At 39.3% G+C, this 17,693-nt stretch carries 21 protein-coding genes; 20 read left to right on the forward strand and 1 reads right to left on the reverse strand.

The genetic code is table 11. From position 1 onward, the window contains the following. Positions 1–2: 2 nt before the first annotated feature. From ACLHG9_RS07005 to ACLHG9_RS07100, 20 genes are all read left to right on the forward strand, one after another. Positions 3–344, forward strand: coding sequence for a DUF4133 domain-containing protein (locus ACLHG9_RS07005; protein WP_410220784.1), 342 nt, complete (start codon positions 3–5; stop codon positions 342–344). After that, positions 328–816, forward strand: a complete 489-nt coding sequence (locus ACLHG9_RS07010; protein WP_410220785.1) for a hypothetical protein — start codon at positions 328–330, stop codon at positions 814–816. Before ACLHG9_RS07005 ends, ACLHG9_RS07010 begins: the two co-directional genes overlap by 17 nt. 12 nt (positions 817–828) lie before the next feature. Next, positions 829–1,644, forward strand: coding sequence for a hypothetical protein (locus ACLHG9_RS07015; RefSeq protein WP_410220786.1), 816 nt, complete (start codon positions 829–831; stop codon positions 1,642–1,644). A 147-nt stretch (positions 1,645–1,791) separates the two neighbouring features. Beyond that, the gene (locus tag ACLHG9_RS07020; protein ID WP_410220787.1) at positions 1,792–2,502 is read left to right on the forward strand and encodes a hypothetical protein; all 711 of its coding nucleotides are present in this window, start codon (positions 1,792–1,794) and stop codon (positions 2,500–2,502) included. Between the two features lie 45 nt (positions 2,503–2,547). Beyond that, positions 2,548–5,025 (forward strand): TraG family conjugative transposon ATPase, encoded by a 2,478-nt coding sequence (locus tag ACLHG9_RS07025; protein WP_410220788.1) that lies wholly within the window; start codon positions 2,548–2,550, stop codon positions 5,023–5,025. A gap of 1 nt (position 5,026) precedes the next feature. Continuing rightward, positions 5,027–5,608 carry an MT-A70 family methyltransferase gene (locus tag ACLHG9_RS07030; RefSeq protein WP_410220789.1) on the forward strand — a complete coding sequence of 194 codons (582 nt, stop codon included), beginning with the start codon at positions 5,027–5,029 and terminating at the stop codon, positions 5,606–5,608. Next, positions 5,605–6,288, forward strand: coding sequence for a conjugal transfer protein TraI (locus tag ACLHG9_RS07035; RefSeq protein ID WP_410220790.1), 684 nt, complete (start codon positions 5,605–5,607; stop codon positions 6,286–6,288). Before ACLHG9_RS07030 ends, ACLHG9_RS07035 begins: the two co-directional genes overlap by 4 nt. Before the next feature lie 6 nt (positions 6,289–6,294). After that, positions 6,295–6,714, forward strand: coding sequence for a hypothetical protein (locus ACLHG9_RS07040; RefSeq protein WP_410220791.1), 420 nt, complete (start codon positions 6,295–6,297; stop codon positions 6,712–6,714). A 4-nt stretch (positions 6,715–6,718) separates the two neighbouring features. After that, positions 6,719–7,366 (forward strand): hypothetical protein, encoded by a 648-nt coding sequence (locus ACLHG9_RS07045; protein ID WP_410220792.1) that lies wholly within the window; start codon positions 6,719–6,721, stop codon positions 7,364–7,366. Positions 7,367–7,368: 2 nt separating this feature from the next. Then, the gene (locus ACLHG9_RS07050) at positions 7,369–7,998 is read left to right on the forward strand and encodes a TerB family tellurite resistance protein (protein WP_410220793.1); all 630 of its coding nucleotides are present in this window, start codon (positions 7,369–7,371) and stop codon (positions 7,996–7,998) included. An 8-nt stretch (positions 7,999–8,006) separates the two neighbouring features. Then, on the forward strand, positions 8,007–9,203 hold the full coding sequence (traJ, locus tag ACLHG9_RS07055; protein WP_410220794.1) for a conjugative transposon protein TraJ: 1,197 nt from the start codon (positions 8,007–8,009) through the stop codon (positions 9,201–9,203). Between the two features lie 22 nt (positions 9,204–9,225). Then, positions 9,226–9,837: a conjugative transposon protein TraK gene (traK, locus tag ACLHG9_RS07060; protein ID WP_410220795.1), complete on the forward strand. Its 612-nt coding sequence runs from the start codon at positions 9,226–9,228 to the stop codon at positions 9,835–9,837. Position 9,838: 1 nt separating this feature from the next. After that, positions 9,839–10,210 (forward strand): hypothetical protein, encoded by a 372-nt coding sequence (locus ACLHG9_RS07065; RefSeq protein WP_410220796.1) that lies wholly within the window; start codon positions 9,839–9,841, stop codon positions 10,208–10,210. Further along, entirely contained in the window at positions 10,185–11,465 is a 1,281-nt protein-coding gene (gene traM, locus ACLHG9_RS07070; protein ID WP_410220797.1) for a conjugative transposon protein TraM, read from the forward strand. Before ACLHG9_RS07065 ends, traM begins: the two co-directional genes overlap by 26 nt. Positions 11,466–11,488: 23 nt before the next feature. After that, positions 11,489–12,340, forward strand: a complete 852-nt coding sequence (gene traN, locus ACLHG9_RS07075) for a conjugative transposon protein TraN (protein ID WP_410220798.1) — start codon at positions 11,489–11,491, stop codon at positions 12,338–12,340. 20 nt (positions 12,341–12,360) lie between these two features. Beyond that, complete coding sequence (locus ACLHG9_RS07080; protein ID WP_410220799.1) at positions 12,361–12,930, forward strand: MT-A70 family methyltransferase; 570 nt, start codon at positions 12,361–12,363, stop codon at positions 12,928–12,930. 35 nt (positions 12,931–12,965) lie between these two features. Next, positions 12,966–13,847 carry a hypothetical protein gene (locus tag ACLHG9_RS07085; RefSeq protein WP_410220800.1) on the forward strand — a complete coding sequence of 294 codons (882 nt, stop codon included), beginning with the start codon at positions 12,966–12,968 and terminating at the stop codon, positions 13,845–13,847. A gap of 24 nt (positions 13,848–13,871) precedes the next feature. Continuing rightward, positions 13,872–14,507: a thymidylate synthase gene (locus ACLHG9_RS07090; RefSeq protein ID WP_410220801.1), complete on the forward strand. Its 636-nt coding sequence runs from the start codon at positions 13,872–13,874 to the stop codon at positions 14,505–14,507. A gap of 38 nt (positions 14,508–14,545) precedes the next feature. Continuing rightward, positions 14,546–15,370, forward strand: a complete 825-nt coding sequence (locus tag ACLHG9_RS07095; protein WP_410220802.1) for a hypothetical protein — start codon at positions 14,546–14,548, stop codon at positions 15,368–15,370. A gap of 324 nt (positions 15,371–15,694) precedes the next feature. After that, the gene (locus tag ACLHG9_RS07100) at positions 15,695–16,009 is read left to right on the forward strand and encodes a helix-turn-helix domain-containing protein (protein ID WP_410220803.1); all 315 of its coding nucleotides are present in this window, start codon (positions 15,695–15,697) and stop codon (positions 16,007–16,009) included. A 265-nt stretch (positions 16,010–16,274) separates the two neighbouring features. Here ACLHG9_RS07100 and ACLHG9_RS07105 read toward each other — a convergent pair whose 3' ends face one another. Further along, positions 16,275–17,561, reverse strand: coding sequence for a site-specific integrase (locus ACLHG9_RS07105; RefSeq protein ID WP_410220804.1), 1,287 nt, complete (start codon positions 17,559–17,561; stop codon positions 16,275–16,277). Positions 17,562–17,693: the final 132 nt, after the last annotated feature.

Here is a 17,693-nt window from a genome sequence, read left to right on the forward strand (position 1 = left end):
AGATGGCAAACAGCGTATATAAAATTAACAAGGGCATTAACCAGAGCATAGAGTTCAAGGGATTAAAGGCACAGTACATCTGGTATTTGGGCGGTGGTGTTGTCGGCTTGCTCATCCTGTATTCGCTTATGTATATCATAGGGTTGCCGACAGTGGTTTGTCTCGTGGTTATCGGCATCAGTGGAGTATTGCTGGTAATGAAAGTATATCGGATGAGCCATAAATATGGCGAGCACGGACTAATGAAGGAACTTGCAAGGAAACGCATCCCTAAAGTGGTGGTTGTCCGGAGCAGGAAGGTTTTTATGTTGGACAAGGGAGGTAAAAGTGGAACTGAGCGATGAGCAGGAAGAATTATTAAAACAAAGGCAAAAAGGCGTATTGCCAGAGATCGAGCTTCCGGGGCAGGTCTATGTTGTAGATTGGAAAGAAAGGGTATTAAGACCAAAAGACAGGTTGGATTTGATGCCGTTAAAATTTGGAGAAAAGGGAAAGGGCTTTTACGCTGACGGTTATCATTTTTTATATGATACTGAAAAAAAAGAGTTTGTGGAGATTGACGATTTTAAACTTCGTTCGAATATCGTCATCATCAAGTTGCCGGGCGGATTAGTCCTTGATCCGGTTGGTGTAGCAAGGGAAAGCGGGCTTAATGAGCGATTGTTTATAGCAAGTAACCCAATCATACCCAAGCTTTCAGCCGAGGTTCTTCGTGTATCGAAAAATGAAATTCGACGGATGATCAATAATAAAATCTGGAAAGTGCCTCTGATAACAAGAGTGGCAAGAAAATTTAAAAAGGGTAGAGGTAAATAAAGATAGTGAGATATGAAAGCTGAAGGGATAGGTAGAGAATTGCCGATTTTTAATATTCAAGGAACTGCTTTTCTTGTAGATGTTGCCAAATGCGAGTTACGGGAGAAAGGAAATGAGGTCAACGTAATTTCATTTTTTTACATGGATGAAATGACTAATACCAGGGGGTACAAGTTTGTTTATGATAAGACGAATAGAAGCATCTCACAAGTAAGAGTGATGAAAGATGGAGATGTTATCGTTAGGGTACCGGAGATGGTCGATCTTGATCCCGTAGGTATGGCTAAAAAGTACGGCATGAAACTATCTGAAATCAAAAAGAAAACTGACTTTGAGGTAATGGTTGATCAGAAGGCGTATCAAAAACGTCTGTCGGGAGAATTGCCGGTCGTAGATATTAAAGGATATACCTACTATGTAGATATTGAACGAGATTGTTTAGTGCCTAAAGATGATGATATAAGACCAGAGATTTCTTTTGATGATTTAGATATAGTAAATGTTAAAGGTTACGCTGAAACGATGTATATGATTGGGTATAATACGGCTAAAGAAGAAATTGAACCGGTAAATATGTTTGAAATACAAGAGACAAATGCAATACCAAAAGATACGATTGCATTGATCATTCCCTTTTATCACCGTTTGGATCCGATAGGATATAACATCTTGGTTGAAGATCCTGTGCAAAGTTTGTTGAAAGGAACTAATGTTAATCTACATATTAAGGCCAAGGTTGAAAAATGGTCTGATATAGAAAGTGTATTAGTATGTAATGGTGTAAGAACCAAACAAAAAGGTTCAGGGAAAAAAGAGCAGGAAAAGTAGGGGAAAAAGTAAATGAATTTAATCTTAAAGCAATAACCAAAATGATGCCGAAGGAAAAAAGGCAAAGGATTGAAATGAATAGGGATACACCAAGCATAAAGAGATAGAGCGGAATTAGGTAACGCCAAATGGTTGGAAAGGGGAATAATGGGAGAGTATGTAAGATATAGAGGCAAAGATGTAAAAATAGGAACATGTGAATGCTTGTATTATGTTAGTTATGATAAATACCTGACTTATGCAAGGGAAAGGTATGGGACTTCTGATTTAGAATACATCCCTTTTTATCTTCAGATAGAACAGGGATTTATGTTTCGTTTTCCCTTCCCAGATGAAGATCGATTGCCATTTGGGCGTATTATCGAACCGCATGACAGAACAGTAGATATTACTATTGATAAAGCTGTCAGAGATAAGTTGTTTGGAGAAGGAGATATGAAAAGCCAATTCAAAATAGGTATCATAATGCAAAAGCCCGTGATCAGGCGGTCAGACGGTCAATTTTGCGTCGCCTTGATTTTTAATGATAACATTACTGGCGGCTTATACCGTTTAGAAGAAACGCATGAGGCTAAACTTGTAGCTGGTCAAATTGTTAGGCATCACATTCTTAATGAAACAAATCAGGAGAAGAAAAACTTTTATCGACAGATTGCTTTTCGGATGTTAAAAGGTTATCGCGAAGGCCAGTCCTTAGCACAACTAAGGGCTAAGCAAAATGAAATGTATGGTTCCGGCAATTCTGAAGTTGAAAAAATGGATGATCGGCACCATATTGAAAAACAAAAGGAAAAAAACAAAACCCCAGATGATTTAGGGGAACCGTCCCGTAAAAAGGGAAAGAGAATGGGAAGATAGAACGATGTTTTTAGCGGAAGATATTCCATAATAGAAGAGAGAAAGATGAAAGTGATGATGGATGAAAGAATTCCTATTATGGATGTAGAACACGACTGCATCCTTTCAAAGCAAGGGGATTTTACGGTTGCATACCGGGTAGAATTGCCGGAGATATTTACCATGTCCGATACTGATTATGAATCATTTCATCAGACGTGGATCAAAGCTATAAAAGTACTGCCAAAATTTACAGTTCTACATAAGCAGGATTGGTTTATCGAGGGCACTTATAAAGCGGATTTTACAAAGGAAGACGCCAGTTTTCTATCACGGGCGAGTGAGCAATTTTTTAATGAGCGCCCTTTTTTAAATCATAGCTGTTATATTTTCCTGACCAGGAAGCCGGCAAATCGAAAAGTAGGCAGTTCGCTTTTTTCAAACCTTATCCGGAAAAGCATTGTTCCGGAAGAAAATCTAAACATCGGGGCTTTACATGATTTTTTAGATGTTTCTGGCCAGTTTGCCCACATTTTGCAAGAGGGTGGCTTTGTAAAGATGCGACGCCTGAAAAGGGAAGAAATTATCAGCCATCGCCGTGAGATAGGATTGATCGAAAGGTATTGCAGCCTGTCTGAAAAAAGCAAGAATTTCTCGGTCAAGGATATAGACTTTTCTGAAGGGATAAAAGTTGGCGACCAACATTGTCAACTATATACATTGGCAGATGCCGTTGATCTGCCGGCCTTATGCGGCAGCCGGATAAATTATGATAGGTATAGTACCGACAGAACCAAATTCAGTGTGGGATTCGCAAGCACCTTGGGGCAATTGCTTTCCTGTAACCACATCTATAACCAATATATTTTCATAGAGGATAGCCAGAAAACACTTCAAAAACTGGAAAGTAAGCGACTTCGCCTGCAATCCCTATCAGCTTATAGTCGAGAAAATTCGATAGCCAGAGATGCAACTAACGATTTCCTTAACGAGGCGATCAGTCAGCAGCGGCTTCCGGTAAAAGCGCACTTTAATGTGCTGGTATGGACCGATGAAAAGGAAAAGCTAAAGGATTTAAAGAACATGGTTTCTGCTGGCCTTGCCCAGATGGATGCCGTTGCCAAAATGGAAACTGTTGGAGCTCCTCAAATCTTCTGGTCAGGTATTCCCGGAAATGCTGCCGATTTTCCGATGAACGATACCTTCGATACGTTTGCAGAGCAAGCTGCATGTTTTCTAAACTTAGAGACTGGCTACCGCAGTTCGTTAAGCCCTATGGGTATCCGTCTTGGAGATCGTCTGACCGGTAAGCCCGTGCATGTGGATATTTCGGATGAACCGATGAAGATGGGTATCTGCACAAACAGGAATAAGTTTATCCTTGGTCCTTCGGGTAGCGGTAAGTCCTTCTTCACCAATCACATGGTTAGGAGCTATTATGAACAGGGCACGCACATCGTGCTTGTGGATGTTGGCCATAGTTACAAAGGGCTTTGTGATATGGTTAAAGGCTATTATTTTACTTATAGTGAAGAAAGCCCAATTCGGTTCAATCCCTTTTATATAGGCGAGGACGATAGTCTGGATACCGAGAAAAAGGAAAGCATTAAAACGTTACTTCTTGCCCTTTGGAAAAAGGACGACGAAGAATTTAAAAGGTCGGAGTACGTGGCCTTATCAAATGCGATAAGTGGCTATTATACTTATCTGGAAAATAATAATGACTTATTTCCCTGCTTCGATACCTATTATGAGTTTTTACGTGACCAATATCGGGAAGTTCTTTCTGGCGACAAGGTTAAGGAAAAGGATTTCGATATTGATAATTTCCTTTATGTTTTGCGACCATACTATCGTGGAGGCGAATTTGATTACCTGCTCAACGCTACTGATAATCTAAACCTTTTGCAAGAACGGTTTATCGTATTTGAGCTGGATAATATTAAGGATCACCCGATTTTATTTCCAGTAGTGACGATCATCATTATGGAAGTTTTTATCAATAAGATGCGGAAAATGAAAGGGTTTCGTAAGATGATCTTAATTGAAGAGGCATGGAAAGCATTGATGAAAGAAGGGTTTGCGGAGTACATCAAGTACCTATTTAAGACCGTTAGAAAGTTCTTCGGAGAAGCGATCGTTGTGACTCAGGAAATAGAAGATATTATTTCCTCACCGGTAGTGAAACAAGCTATCGTAAATAACTCCGACTGTAAAATCTTGTTAGATCAATCAAAATTCCAAAACAAGTTTGAACAGATACAGGAACTGCTTGGTTTAACGGAGAAAGAAAAGGCACTGATACTTTCGGTAAACAAGGCCAATGATCCTGCTAAAAAATACAAGGAAGTTTTTATCTCTCTCGGTGGAGTGCTATCCAAGGTATATCGAACCGAAGTTAGTCTTGAAGAATATTTAGCGTACACTACCGAACAGACTGAAAAAGTAAGGCTGTTTAAACATGCCGAAAAATTTGGAGGCGATCTTTTAAAAGGTATTAAGGCAATGGCGGAAGAGATGAGAACTAAATTACAGAATGCATAGTATGGGCAAAGGTTACGATGTTTTGATGGTCGATCCTCCGTGGAACCAGTGTAATAGTGGAAAGCGAAAAGTGCGGCCAAATCAGTTGGCCAATTTTTCATATAAAACGATGTCAACAGAACAAATATTTACCCTTCTGGACAAGGAAATATTAATTAGCACGGAGGTAATACATAATGTATTTGTATGGGCTATTGAAAAGTTTTTAAATGATTGTGAATTTCAAATGCGTGCACGAGGGTACAAAATGCATTGTCGGTTTATTTGGAATAAATTGAATGGAATAGCCCCTGCATATACCATACGCTTTTGCCACGAATATCTATTATGGTTTTACAAGCCTGTTCTATTGCCTATAGCAAAAGATCAGCGTGGTAGACATGGAACCGTATTCACTGAACGGAAACGAGAACACAGCCGTAAACCAGATATAGCATATGAAATCATCGAAAATTTGTACCCGGATGCAACAAGAATAGATGTTTTCAGTAGAGAAAAAAGGAAGGGCTGGGATCAATATGGAGATCAAAAGAACTTCTTTCAAAAGGAACAACGGAATAATAATCAAATTGAAAAGCTATGAAAAAAATCATTAGTATTTGGTTGGTAGCTATGATGATAGCAACAACAATAGTACCGGTACAGCCGGCTCACGCTGCCCCCGGTCTTTTCGGTTTATTGGGTGCAGCCGTTAGCAAGGCGATCAAGGCGATCGATCTTAAAATACAAAGGGAACAGAATAAGGTTATCTGGCTTCAGAATGCGCAGAAAACGATTGAAAATACCCTTTCCAAATTAAAGTTAAGGGAGATTGCCTATTGGACCGAAAGACAGAAAGAACAGTATAAAGTATACTATGAAGAACTGCACAAGGTAAAGAGTATCATTACCTATTACCAGCGAATCCGGGAGATCATGCAAAAGCAGGTCAAAATGGTACAGGAGTACAATAGGGTATGGGTACTGCTCAATCAGGACGGCAATTTTACGGTAGAAGAAATTACCTATATGGGTGAAGTGTACTCGGGTATTTTAAGTGAAAGCTTAAAGAATATCAATCAGATTACCGGGATAGTGCAGTCATTTACCACTACGATGAGTGATGCAAAACGATTGGAGATTATCAATGCTGCTGCCGACAGGGTGGAAGAAAACTACAATGATCTGAGGTTGTTCAATCAACAAAATGCCCTACTCAGTATTCAGCGCTCAAAAACCTTGGCAGAAAAAGAGCAGGTTAAAAGGCTATATGGACTAGAATAAAAGAACATGGGAAATATACAAAGGGCATTGGAAATGCTGATAGAAAGACTTAAAGGCAAGGGATACGATGTTTCGTCGTTCCAGACCAATGGAGGATTTAGTGGAAGCCTCCGGGATAGTGTAAACAAGTATCTCGAAGCCTCTCTATTGGGGCTTGAACAGGGCTTGGCAAACGAAATTTCTCTGCGAACATACCTAGAGTATAATGGCGAAGATAGGCCGTATACAGAGGCTTACATGAAGGTAAAGTACAACGGGCATGCTTTCAATATTACGGAAATGAAGATCAGTAGAAGCTCGAGATACGGAACTAATCTGAAGGAAATAAATTTAAAGGGAGAAGCGGCCGCTTCATTGCCGCCCTTTAAAGACGTCATGGATATGGCCAAAGGGAAAAAGAAATTTCAGCGAAAACTTAATCTTTAACAAAATGAAAAAAACTGTCTTTGTTTTACTGATAATGCTATTGTCCAATCCCGGACTGAAAGCACAGACATGGGATGAGTGGTTCAATCAAAGTTCTACACAGAAAAAGTACCTGAAGCAGCAGATTATAGCCTTGCAGGTTTATATCAATTACGCTAAAGAGGGGTATAAGATAGCAAAGGAAGGACTGAGTACTATCGGTAAGCTTTCAAAGGGCGAATTTGACCTTCACAACTCATTTTTTAACTCTTTGAAAATAGTTAACCCCAGTGTGAAAAATTACGGGCGTGTTCGTGAGATAATTTCGATCCAGGTACATATTGTCAGTGGATGGGAAGCCCTAAGGTCAAAAGTAAATAGTAGCCATCATCTATCGGCATCGGAAAAAGATTATCTGATAAAGGTTTACCAAAAGCTAATAGCGGATTGCGAAAACGTGCTTGAAGAGCTCATTGCAGTCGTTAGCAATCAAAGTATGGAAATGACAGATAGTGAGCGTATTGAGCGAATTGATGTTATCCATCGTGATATGGTTGATAAAATGAGTTTCTATGAAAATTTTACCGCAGACACAAAGATGCTCATAGCCAGTAGGGCCAGAGAAGAGAACCAAGTTAAGGATAGCAGATTGAGAAATGGTTTAAATCAATAAAAATGAAAAAGATCCTATTCATAATATGCTTAACCATACTGATTATGGTTAAGGGCAAAGCACAGGTAGCGGAAAGCGCACAGTTGGCATTAAATATCGAAAAGTTGGCACAATTCAAGCAAATACTTTCGGATATGAAAAAAGGTTATCAGGTGCTTTCTGGGGGCTACAATACGATTAAAGGTATTTCGGAAGGGAATTTCAACATCCATAAAGTCTTTCTCGATGGATTGATGCAGGTAAGCCCTGCAGTTCGAAATTACCGTAAGGTAGCTGAGGTTATGAATTACCAAATAGTATTGGTCAGGGAGTACAAGCGTGCGTTCAACCGTTTTAAGGTTGATGAGAATTTTACGTCGCAGGAGCTGAACTATTTGGCGCAGGTGTACGATAACCTGTTTAAGGAGAGTTTGCGCAATCTTGATGATCTTGCTACGGTAGTTACAGCAGGCAAGCTAAGGATGAGCGATGACGAACGTCTGCGAGCCATTGACAATATTTTTAGCGATATGGAAGAAAAAGTGAATTTTCTTCGGGCTTTCAACGAAAAAACATCAGTACTCTCTTTGCAACGCGCTAAGGAAAGTAAAGATGCAAGGTCAATGAAGAACATATACGGATTAAATAATTAAGAAAGATTATGGAGAGAGGGATTAAAGGTGCGATCTGTGCAATATGTTTGATTTTGCCATTGAGTAGCCACGCTGCCGGAGTTGCAAATGAGATAGGTAGTTTACATGGAGTACTGGAAAATTTATATGATGATATGATACCATTGTGCAGCCAACTTATTGGGGTTGGTCAGGGCTTGGCAGGTTTTGCGGCTTTGTGGTATATCGCAACCAGGGTTTGGAGGCATTTGGCCAATGCCGAACCAATTGATTTTTATCCACTGTTCAGACCGTTTGCCATCGGTTTATGTATCGCTATTTTCCCAGGTGTACTGGCGATCATCAATGGTGTTATGAAACCCACAGTTACCGGAACCGCTGCCATGGTAACCGGTTCCAACAAGGCCATTGCTACCTTGCTTTTGGAAAAGGAGCGGGCGATAAAAAGTAGCGACAAATGGAAAATGTATGTGGGAGAAACGGGTTCAGGTGATCGCGAAAAATGGCGCAAATATACCTTTCCTGAACAAGCCGGTCAAAGCGAAGGGTTTTTAGATGGGATTTCACATGACCTTCAGTTCTTTATGGACAAACAGATGTATGGTTTCCGGAACTCGGTAAAAGAATGGATGAGTGAAGTATTGAGGGTTCTGTTTGAAGCTGCGGCATTGTGCATAGATACATTAAGGACATTTCAACTGGTGGTGCTGGCCATACTTGGGCCGATTGTGTTCGGACTTGCCGTTTTTGATGGCTTTCAGCACACCTTAACGGTATGGCTGGCACGATACATCAATGTTTATCTGTGGCTGCCAGTTGCAAATATTTTCGGTAGTATCATTGGTAAGATCCAGGAGAATATGCTAAAAGTGGATATAAGCCAGATTGCCCAGGATGGCGATACATTTTTCAGTAGGACCGATATAGGGTATCTGATATTTATGATCATTGGAATAATAGGGTACTTTACAGTACCGTCGGTGGCTAATTATATCGTACATGCAGGTGGAAGTGCCCTGACACAAAAAATAACATCTATGTTCAATAGCTCATCACGAACTGCGGTCAGCACAGGACAGCAAGCCGCAGGAATAGCCGGCGATGCTTTAGGAAATGCTTTTAACAGGTTGCAGAATGACATGGCAACTTTTGGTGCTACTTCGCCATATTTTAATGATAAGGATAACTCGTCAGGTTACAACAAAGACAGGCTAAAAGGAAACTAAAATTGGGGATATGTTCAGGAAAATGAAAAATATCGATACGGCCTTTCGTGCTGTGCGAACATTCACTTTGACAATGATCATTGCTTGTGCATCAATCACGTGCTTTAGTATCTACAAAAGTGTTGGACTTGTGAAGGAAATGCAACAAAAAGTGTATATCCTATCCAACGGAAAGGCTTTGGAGGCTTTTGCAGCCGATAGAAAGGAGAATATCCCGGTTGAAGCACGGGACCATATAAAAACGTTCCATACCTTGTTTTTTACGCTCGATCCGGATGATAAGGCAATAACGGCGACTATCAAAAAGGCGCTTTATCTATCCGATGGGAGCGTGAAAAGGATTTACGACGATCTAAAAGAAACGGGCTATTACTCCGCTTTGATTTCTGGCAATGTCAATCAGACCATTGCGATTGATAGCGTAGTCGTGAATATTACCGATTACCCATACCAGTTCAGGTGCTATGCCACGCAACAAATTATAAGGCCAACAAGTATAACAACCAGAAGCCTGACAACCGAAGGAGCGCTGCGAAACGTAGGTCGTAGCGACAACAATCCGCACGGATTTTTGATTGAAAAATGGGCTACGATTGAAAACAGGGATTTGAAAACCGAATTAAGAAAGCAATAGTATGGTAAGGTTATTTAAAAGAAAAAGCAAAAGTGCAGTACAGCAAACACCGGGTATATTCAGCAGAGCTTATAGTTATTTAAGAGAATGGTGGGTACGATGGATGAAAATCGCCACGGCTGAAATGACTGCTAAGAACTGGATATTTCTAACGGTGTTATTGGTCATAATAGGTTCTGTTTATAACATCAGCCTAATTGTTCAAGCTATAAATAGTAGGGGCGAGAAACAATTATTAAAAGTAAAACGAATTGAGTTGCCGGAAAATAGTACCAAAACAGGTGACGGCGAACCATATCGAAAAAGCGATACCAACTACACAGAGCAAAAATTAAATAGGAAAGATTATGGAGAGAGAAAAAAAAACAATTAGACAGCGCAGGTTTCTGTTGGTGTTACCAATTCTTGTGTTACCATTCCTAACAGCCTTCTTTTGGGCATTGGGAGGCGGAAAAAGTGAGGCGGCTGAAAAAAGTAAAGATGAGCCAATAGGTTTCAACTTAAAGCTTCCGGATGCTGCGGAAAAAGAGGATAAGATCATGGATAAGATGAGTTACTATGATAAAGCCAAACAGGATTCACTAAAGTTTCAGGAGCTGATCAAAAATGATCCTAATTACAGGGAAGCACCATTTAGCGGCCGTCAAAACGATTTTGATTATTACAGCAACGAAAGGAACTATAATGGATTGAATACCTCTTTGAATGGACGGTATGGTAATAATCCAAATGAACAGCAAATTTACAGGAAGCTTGCTGAACTAAATGGCGTACTCAATAGTACAGGTTCGTCATTACCGGAACATAATAACCTCTCTGGTTATAATACGGCAAAAGTAGTCGCTTCGCCCGTTAATACCGATGATGTTGACAGGTTGGAAAAGATGATGCAGATGATGAACCAGTCGAATGGTGAAGATCCCGAAATGCAACAGCTAAATGGCATGCTTGAAAGGATATTGGATATTCAGCATCCAGACCGTGTGCAGGATCGCCTAAGAAAAAATAAAGAGGTCAAGAAAGGACAAGTCTATCCGGTAGTAAATCCCAAACAAACAGTAACGGCTTCGGTACTGGAGTCAGCAAGGGGAAACAAAAATAACGTTAGTAGTGCCTTCTTCTCATTAGAAGAAATCGAAGCGGATAATTCACAGAATGCCATTAAAGCAGTCGTGCATGAAAATCAAACGTTGGTCAATGGATCGACAATCAAACTGCGACTTGTCAATGACGTACAAGTCAATGGTATTACCATTCCCAAAGGAAATTTTCTATTTGGTATTGCATCATTAAATGGCGAACGCCTGGGAATATCTATTGAGAACATACGTTTTGGAAATTCCATTTTTCCGGTTGAGTTGACGGTCTTTGACTTAGACGGCTTAGATGGTATTTATATACCGGGAGCGATAACCAGGGATGTCGCCAAACAGTCCGCCGACCGCTCGTTGCAAACGGTCGGGCTTACTTCCCTTGATCCATCTTGGGAAATGCAGGCGGCCGGAGCAGGCATCGAAGCGGCAAAGAGCCTGTTGAGTAAAAAGGTAAAGCTTGTAAAAGTCACCGTAAAGGCAGGCTATCAGGTCTTGTTAAGGGATGAAAAGCAAAAGCAGAACCTAACCAACTAATATTAATTTAAAACACAATAAAAATGAAAAGAGAGAGAAATGTTGGGATGATGATAGTGGGAATTTTCATTTTCATGTTTAACACCGTTATTGCCTTTGGTCAGAGCAGGAGCTTGATTAAGGCGACAGAAATACCTCCATATAGGATTGAGGTATCGTATAATAAAACAAGCAACATTATTTTTCCATTTGCGATCATAAGCGTGGATCGCGGGAGCAAAGATGTTCTTGCGCAAAAAGCGAAAGGTGCAGAAAATATTTTGCAGGTCAAAGCTGCAAAAGAAAGTATAGCAGAAACAAATCTATCCGTTGTAACGGCAGATGGTAAACTGACATCATTTATTGTCAACTACGTTAAAGAACCAGCAGTTTTGAATATTTCGCTACTTAATCCCTATAAAAGCAATTCAATTTTCCTGTCGCCCGAAGCATTAAACGAAGCAGAAGTGAAAAGGTATGCGGATTACGCTTTGTATGCCAGGGAAAGGAGTACCGGAATGAAAGATTTTAAAAATAGTATTGGTTTTGAGCTTACCGGTATCTTTATCCATGATGACATCATGTATCTGAGGGTAAAACTTCAAAACCGTTCTAATATCAGCTATGATATTGACCAAATACGGTTCTTAATCCGTGACCAAAAAAAGTCAATGCGTACTGCTTCGCAAGAGGTTGAGATAATGCCGGTGTATGTGCATAATGAAGTACAGAAAATCAATGCCGAAACGATTGAAATCATGGTGATAGCTGTTCCCAAATTTACCATTCCGGACAAAAAATACCTGACCATTCAATTGATGGAAAAGAATGGAGGTAGGCACATGGAAATCCAGTTGAAAAATAAGAAGATCGTTAGTGCCTGGCCGCTTAAATAACTTTCAAATCATTATGAATTGTGAAGTATGCGGTCATTTATGCCGATCCGCCGTGGCAATATCGTGTTTGGAGTAAAAAGGGATTGGGACGTAGTGCAGAACGTCATTATCAGACACAAAGCCTTGACTACTTAAAAAGATTAGATATTCCAGCAATAAGCCAGGATGATTGTGCTTTATTGATGTGGGCGACCTTTCCGTGCTTGGAGCAGGCGCTAGCTTTGGGCCAGACTTGGGGATTTACCTATAAAACGGTTGCTTTTACATGGGTTAAAAAAAATATAAAGAGTGATACGCTTTTCGTCGGAATGGGACATTATACACGTGCCAATGCCGAGATAGTGTTACTGTTCACTAAAGGGAAGCCTTTAAAACGCGTGAACAGAGATGTTCAGCAGGTGCTTATCAGTAAGAGGGGAAGGCATTCGGAAAAGCCGGATGAAATACGCAAAAGAATAGTAAGACTTTTTGGGAAAGTGAAAAGGATAGAACTATTCGCAAGGGAGAGTTCACAATTAGATTTCAAAGGTTGGGACGTGTTTGGTTACGAAGCATCCAAATCTATTGATCTACCTGTTAAGATTTTATAACTAAGGTATAATCAAAATTAAGAAAGGGAAAAAAGATGAATGAGAGCAATTTGGAATATCTGCAAGATCAGGTAAAGTTTACAGGTTTTGGCGATGAGTTAAGTAATAAAATCGCCGATGGTGTTAAAACAGGAGAAGAGAAATTCAAAATTGAATTTTCAAAAGCGTTTGATAAGGATTCGGTAGAGGTTGAGCTGAATTTTAGCAAGTCAAAAGAGAGTGATATGTATTTTTTCAATAAATATAATGTTCAACTGCAAAAGGAGGGTAAGGAAGGTATCAAACAAACTTTCTATATCAACAAAAACAACAATATCACCCTGCGAGAGGCATATAATCTTATGTCTGGAAGGTCTGTTTATAAAAAGTTATCGACCAAAACAGGTGACGAATATATGGCCTGGTTAAAAGTTGACTTTAAAGATACTGATACATCTGGTAACTATAAGGTTAGGCCGTACAATGAAAATTATGGATTTAATCTTAACGTTGAATTAAATCAGCACCCTATCAAGGAATTAGAAAGAGAGGACCATAAAAGAGATTTGCTCGAGTCACTCCAAAAAGGAAATCTAGCACTGATAACTTATCTAAAAGGAGATCAGGAAGAAAAAAGATATATCTCTGCCGATGTACAGTTTAAATCAATCAATTTTTATGACCTCGAAAAACAGCCACTCGGAAGGAAAAAGGCAAATAAACAGGAAGAAGCCGAAGGTGTCGAAGTCCAGGATGTATCTAACGGGAACAACATTGGCAATACTGCGCCAGTTCTGGACAATGGAGCCGTAGAAGAAAACGTCGGTGGCCAAGCCGCCGGGAGGAGTAACAGAATAGTAACGGGAACCGAAGAAGCCGAGGACCCGGATGTACCTGAAAAAAAAAGAGCGAGAAAGGGTAAAACCCCCTCTGTTTAATGCGAAGTTGGAAAGTGAAAAGTGATGAACAAATACCATTTAATATTAGACAAGCTACTTAAGCAAGGTAAGGTTCAGAAAGGGAAGAAAGGTAAAATAAAATATCTGGTAAATCAAAGCTTGCGGTTATCAAAGGGCGATTTACTGGATATTTTTGAAGATCATGCTGTTGCAAGGAAAAAGCTAAAGGACGAACTGAACTTGTTTATTACCGGCGAGAGGCTGATAGAGCGATATCGAGAGGTAGGCATTTCTTGGTGGGACTACTGTGGCCCGATTTTGATCAACAGTTATCCCACCTACTTTGAAAAGTTGCCTGCACTTATCGAGAAGATAAATAAAGAAAAAAGAAGTTCTAAAAATTACCTTCTATTTCTTGGGGCAAATAACATTGAAAGCAGTCAACCACCGTGTTTGTCGCTGATACAATTTCAACTTGTTGGTCTTCACTTGATAATAACGGCATATCAGCGCAGTAGTGATGCAAGTTTAGGGCTACCATCAGATTTATATCATTTGTACCTTATCAGTAAGCAGATTGATATACCGTTAAAATCGATCACATTATTCTTGGGGAATGTTCATATCTACGAGAATAATCTGAAAGGCACGAGAGAATTGTTAAAAGGTAAGACTGTCAGGTTCAATTTGAACGTCTGAAATCAAACCGAAGGTTTAACATAATTAGATTAATAGCCATGGGAGCAAACAGGGTAGAAAATGCCATTGAAAAATGGCGTAAAAAGGAGGGGAGGGTTTCCAATATTTTTTCGTTTAGTCTATCGACAAATACGATGTTAAAACGTGATAAACTGCTTTACTACGATAAAATTGCGAATAAGTATGCGGGAACTAAGAATAAAGAAGAACGTTTTTCATTGAGGATGCTAAGGGAGGAGCGTCGGAATTTAGAGCGTCAATTGTACCCCAACAGATTACTTCGTTGGCTCCGTCGGCTAATTATTGCGGCAATCTGGGTGAGAATTGGTGCGCACCGTGAAGAACGTCAAGCTCAGGAACAGATCCGCTCATTGCAAGATCAGGTAAGAAAAGCTGGATTTGAAATCGATGCAAAACGCCTTGGCTTTAAGATCGAAGAAGGAGGACAAAAATTTAAGGTTCCTTACGAAATCGAGGTCAACAATTTTGAAAGGCAAGTGCATCAACTACAATTCCGGAAAAATGATATGGGGAATTATCAGTTTGAGGGGTTTCATGCAGTTCTAAGTGACATAAGAAAGCCCACTGAAGCCAAGGGACGTTTTTTTAGTGTTAAGGACAAATGGGAAGTAAACAACAGGGAAGCTTATGAACTGCTTTCAGGTCGGACTATCAAAAAAGGAGATAAAACCTTGATGCTGGATTTTAACGATAAGACTGCATCGGGTGATTTTTACTTAAGGGAAGTGCCTGGTCGAAAAGCAAATTTACCAGTAACGGTTAAGAAAGCAGAACAAGTTGTAAAAGAGAAGCAATCAATAAAACAGGGAGCAAGTAGGCGCAATGGCATTAAGATTAGATAATATGGAAAATCTAAAACTTCTGTATGATTTTTTTGCGGCGATTTCAAATGACGCACGAATAAATACAACTCATATTGGGATATATGCGTCTTTGCTAGAATATCGTAGAACATGTAATTATGCCAATCCGGTCGAGGTTTTTAGCTATCAAATTATGAATGTTGCAAAAATATCTGCTGCAAATACCTATTATAGATGTGTTCGAGATCTGAGCAGGTATGGTTATATTAAGTATTTGCCCTCTTTTAATAGTAACAAGCCAAGTAAGATCTTTTTTCCGGAATAGAGTTTGAAAATTTATTAATATTTAACGGGCGTGTGATTATGGATGAACAAGTAGATATTATTGCGAAAGCAACGATTCTAATAAAAAAGGAACTGTTATTGAGCTTAGATAAGTTTAAAACGGAATTATTACATGAAGTGAAAGCACTCGCTAATAAAGGACCTTTTGAAAAAAAATGGATGAAATCAGATGAAGTTAGGAAGCTTTTAGGCTTATCGCATGGTAAGTTGCAAACGATGCGTAATACCGGAATAATAAAATTCGCTCGAATTGGCGGTTCAATATATTATGACAGACAAGATATTGTTGATATGTTTGAGCGGAATCGGGTCAAAATAAAAAATCGTGGATAAGAATACTCCTCTCATTAATGGGTTCGGAGAAGAGGTTCCTCCTTTACTTGATCATGTTATTATATACTTTCTTCAAAAAAATGAGAGTAGAGAGACTGCGATAGAGTTTTATAACCATTATGCAGACAAAAAATGGAAAAATCGCAGGGGGAATCAAATAAGGGATTGGAAAGTCCATGCTTGGTTCTGGATATGGAACAAAATATAATGCAAGAGCCGTAGTTACAATACTAACGGCTCTTTTAAATTTTGAGGATTAATTTCATTAAACAGCGATAAGTTCACCAGATTGAGTAAACAGTTCTTCTTTTACTCGGTTTAAATTTCGGCTTATACGTGTCTTTCTGATTTTTGCATACTTTTGAGTAGTGCGGATACTTCTATGTCCGAGCAATTTACTTACATCCTCCAAGGGCATATCACTATTTAACATAAGGTCGGCAAAAGTGTGTCTGGCTAGATGAGTGTGTAAGCGTTTGTTTAGTCCACAGATATTGGCAATTTCTTTCAAATATCGATTATAACGACTATTACTGTTTACGGGTAGCAACCGATCATTTTTTGTACAATATATATGGTTTTCATATTTTTCAATTATTCGGAGGGCAATAGGCAGGAGGGGCACCATTTCGTTTACGTCGGTTTTCTCACGCTGTCTTGAAAGCCATTTTTCATTGTAGATTCCCACCTCTTTTACGCAGTCCCTAGTTAATTCATAGAGATCTTTATATGAAAAGCCCGTAAAGCATTGAAAAATAAAAACATCCCGGATTTCCTCTAATACTTGTGCTGGCATCTTTTTTTCTAAGATATTTTTTATTTGAGGTAGTTCAAGAGGGATAACCTCCGGGTCTTCGCCAGTACAAATAAAATCTTGAAAGGGATTAGATTTGATCAACTCACTTTTTTTACAGCGTTTTAATATTTGCCTTGTCTTTTTAACATACCCTTTCGCTGTATTTTCAGAGATTATAACATCTGCTTCAAGCGTGTGATAGTTAAAGAAAGCTTCTGCAAAATCATAAGTGATTCTTCTTAGGTCAAAGTCCTCAAGTCCATATTTAAATCTGATAAACTCAGCGACTTTGTTTCGTGCTGTTTTCCAATGCCGATAGGTTCCTTCTGATCTTTTTTTCTTTGCTACTTTTAGCCCAAACAGTTTTATGTATTGGTCGAATGCTTCAAGTATCGTACTGGTCTTACTCGAACCATCAATGGTTAAATGTGCCATTGGGTCTTTTCCCTGATAAACATTTTTGAGCATGATTGGAAGAACATTTTCGTGAGTTGCTTGCAATCGGGTAAAAAAGCGTCCGAGATCAACTTCGGCTTCATCAATTATTCGGTTAATTCTTTTTGACTCCGGTGTATTCGATATGTCTCTTTTGAGGCCAACATCCCAGTCGTCGGGATGAACCTTAGCTTGAAGCGATATTTCTTCATATAAGCTGTCAATTGTTACGCGGGCATACAATGGTGCTTTCCCGTCTTTTTTTGCTGCCTTGGCTCTAAAAAGCCAAAACAGAATCGAAAGTTTTTGATTGTTTTTCATCTCCTTCATTTTTAAGTTATCAATTAATTTTTAGCGGCTATGCCGAAACAAATTGAAATTCCTTAAAACCCCACATTACATCAGTTCAAGAAAATTCGGTTACCCAATTTAAAAAACTAAAGTGGTAACCGA

The organism is Pedobacter sp. (assembly GCF_046462515.1).
Taxonomy (GTDB): Bacteria; Bacteroidota; Bacteroidia; order Sphingobacteriales; family Sphingobacteriaceae; genus Pedobacter.

What these genes read in the sequence shown, in the direction of transcription:
- ACLHG9_RS07005 (WP_410220784.1), top strand. Translation starts at nt 3, where the DNA reads ATGGCAAACAGCGTATATAAAATTAACAAGGGCATTAACCAGAGCATA.
- ACLHG9_RS07015 (WP_410220786.1), top strand. Translation starts at nt 829, where the DNA reads ATGAAAGCTGAAGGGATAGGTAGAGAATTGCCGATTTTTAATATTCAA.
- ACLHG9_RS07020 (WP_410220787.1), top strand. Translation starts at nt 1,792, where the DNA reads ATGGGAGAGTATGTAAGATATAGAGGCAAAGATGTAAAAATAGGAACA.
- ACLHG9_RS07025 (WP_410220788.1), top strand. Translation starts at nt 2,548, where the DNA reads ATGAAAGTGATGATGGATGAAAGAATTCCTATTATGGATGTAGAACAC.
- ACLHG9_RS07030 (WP_410220789.1), top strand. Translation starts at nt 5,027, where the DNA reads ATGGGCAAAGGTTACGATGTTTTGATGGTCGATCCTCCGTGGAACCAG.
- ACLHG9_RS07035 (WP_410220790.1), top strand. Translation starts at nt 5,605, where the DNA reads ATGAAAAAAATCATTAGTATTTGGTTGGTAGCTATGATGATAGCAACA.
- ACLHG9_RS07040 (WP_410220791.1), top strand. Translation starts at nt 6,295, where the DNA reads ATGGGAAATATACAAAGGGCATTGGAAATGCTGATAGAAAGACTTAAA.
- ACLHG9_RS07045 (WP_410220792.1), top strand. Translation starts at nt 6,719, where the DNA reads ATGAAAAAAACTGTCTTTGTTTTACTGATAATGCTATTGTCCAATCCC.
- ACLHG9_RS07050 (WP_410220793.1), top strand. Translation starts at nt 7,369, where the DNA reads ATGAAAAAGATCCTATTCATAATATGCTTAACCATACTGATTATGGTT.
- traJ (WP_410220794.1), top strand. Translation starts at nt 8,007, where the DNA reads ATGGAGAGAGGGATTAAAGGTGCGATCTGTGCAATATGTTTGATTTTG.
- traK (WP_410220795.1), top strand. Translation starts at nt 9,226, where the DNA reads ATGAAAAATATCGATACGGCCTTTCGTGCTGTGCGAACATTCACTTTG.
- ACLHG9_RS07065 (WP_410220796.1), top strand. Translation starts at nt 9,839, where the DNA reads ATGGTAAGGTTATTTAAAAGAAAAAGCAAAAGTGCAGTACAGCAAACA.
- traM (WP_410220797.1), top strand. Translation starts at nt 10,185, where the DNA reads ATGGAGAGAGAAAAAAAAACAATTAGACAGCGCAGGTTTCTGTTGGTG.
- traN (WP_410220798.1), top strand. Translation starts at nt 11,489, where the DNA reads ATGAAAAGAGAGAGAAATGTTGGGATGATGATAGTGGGAATTTTCATT.
- ACLHG9_RS07085 (WP_410220800.1), top strand. Translation starts at nt 12,966, where the DNA reads ATGAATGAGAGCAATTTGGAATATCTGCAAGATCAGGTAAAGTTTACA.
- ACLHG9_RS07090 (WP_410220801.1), top strand. Translation starts at nt 13,872, where the DNA reads ATGAACAAATACCATTTAATATTAGACAAGCTACTTAAGCAAGGTAAG.
- ACLHG9_RS07095 (WP_410220802.1), top strand. Translation starts at nt 14,546, where the DNA reads ATGGGAGCAAACAGGGTAGAAAATGCCATTGAAAAATGGCGTAAAAAG.
- ACLHG9_RS07100 (WP_410220803.1), top strand. Translation starts at nt 15,695, where the DNA reads ATGGATGAACAAGTAGATATTATTGCGAAAGCAACGATTCTAATAAAA.
- ACLHG9_RS07105 (WP_410220804.1), bottom strand. Translation starts at nt 17,561, where the DNA reads ATGAAAAACAATCAAAAACTTTCGATTCTGTTTTGGCTTTTTAGAGCC.